This is a genomic window from Mycobacterium colombiense (assembly GCF_001953985.1).
Classification (GTDB): Bacteria; Actinomycetota; Actinomycetes; order Mycobacteriales; family Mycobacteriaceae; genus Mycobacterium; species Mycobacterium colombiense_B.
This window is the reverse complement of record NZ_MBEI01000055.1, coordinates 1-1,620: the sequence shown is the minus strand read 5'-3', so window position 1 is coordinate 1,620 and position 1,620 is coordinate 1. Positions and strand designations below refer to the sequence as shown.

Genomic DNA, 1,620 nt, shown 5'->3' with positions numbered 1-1,620 from the left:
GGACGCTGCTGACCGGGACCGCATGCCCCAGGGCCGGCGCGGCCCCCGGCGGCCCGGACCAGGCGACCGGCACCGACAGCTTGCCGCCGACGGAGGCCGCGCCGCCCAGGGCCGCGACCGGGTGAGCGGCGGCCGCCCCGCCGCCGAGCATGCCGCCCAGCCCACCGAGGCCCGGCAGCGCCTTCGCCGCTGCCGGGGCCGCCCCGCCGATCGCCCCCATCGACTTGGCGATCTGGGTGAAGGTGTTGGCCATACCGGAGCTGAAGTACGGCAGACCCTCGGTGTTGTAGAAGAGGCTGGCGAACGGGCTGTAGCCGTTGACCAGCGATCCCAGGTTCGATGGGAAGCTCGATTGCCCGGTCAACAGGAACCAGGCCTCGGACATCGGATCCGTGCTCGACTTCGAGGCGGCGCTGCCTGCCGCGCCGGCGCCCGACGCACTACCGGACGCCGCGGATCCCGATGAGCTACCCGAAGAACCGTTGGATGCCGCCGCCAGGGCTTTCGGCGTGTTGCTCACCGGCGAGGTGGCCGTTGCCTTGGTGACCGCGGCGCTCTGGGTGGCCGTTCCCGTCGGGTTGGTGACCTGCGGCGCCTTCCGGAACTGAGTCACGTTGGTCGCCGAGGAGGACTGGCCCGCGTAGCGGTACATCGCGGCGGCATCCTGCGCCCAGTACTCGCCGTACTGGGCCTCCAGTTGTGCGATCAGCGGGGTGTTCTGTCCCAGCACGTTTTTCGCATGCAACTCGGTGGCCTGCGTCCGGTTGGACGCGATCATCGGGGGCGGCACCGACGAACTCAGCGCGGTCTCATAGGCGGACGCGGCCGAACGTGCCTGGGTGGCCGCCTCCTCGGCCTGCGCCGCGGTGTTGGTCATCCACTCCACAAACGGTTCCACCGCCCGCGTCATCTCTGCGGACGCCGCGCCGGTCCACTCCTCGCTGCTCAGCGAGGTGATCACCTTCTCGTAGCTCAGCGCGGCCGAATTGAGCTCGGCCGCAAGCGAACTCCATGCCGACGCCGCCGTCGCCAACGAACTCGAGCCCGGTCCCGAATAAATCCGCGCCGAATTGAACTCCGGCGGAAACGCCCCGTAGTCCACCATGCATAGCCCCCTAACGTGTGCTATCCGAATCGCTGCGTCGAGTTGCAGAAGACGCCGGCGCGCCAGTGGCTAGCCGCGCCGGTCGCCTCGGGACTGGCTTTCTGATGCACCGCTCGGATGGCCGCCGCGGACAGGTAGTCGGCACCGGCCCGCCGCCACCAGATTGGCCCGACCGACGGGCTTGAGCTACGGAATCAGGCAGAGCCAGGGGTCCGTCCGCGCCGCGCATCGCAGCGCAATGTCCCGCTAGATGACCGTACGTCGGCCCCGCCCGGAATGAAACCCGGGCCCCGGCGTGGCTCGGGGATGGGCCGCAGACAGGACCGCCAATCGGCGGCGGCAACGTTGGTCCGCACACGCGAACGCGCCCTGCCCCCGATACCTCCGGGGCAGGGCGTGTTCGAAATGAGTTGGGGCTGAAGCTATCCCGCGAAGGGCGGTCGGGCCATGACGGTGGGCCGGAAGCCGTACTTGGGGCCGGCGACTCCGTGCCCGGCCGCACCCGCGCCGGCCAG

At 70.4% G+C, this 1,620-nt stretch carries 2 protein-coding genes; both read right to left on the bottom strand.

What is annotated here, in order from left to right:
• Positions 1 to 1,105 (bottom strand): PPE family protein (locus tag A5732_RS15540; protein WP_076102697.1); only part of this gene is annotated, 1,105 nt, incomplete at its 3' end.
• Between the two features lie 422 nt (positions 1,106 to 1,527).
• Positions 1,528 to 1,620 (bottom strand): PPE family protein, SVP subgroup (locus A5732_RS15535; RefSeq protein WP_436971827.1); only part of this gene is annotated, 93 nt, incomplete at its 5' end.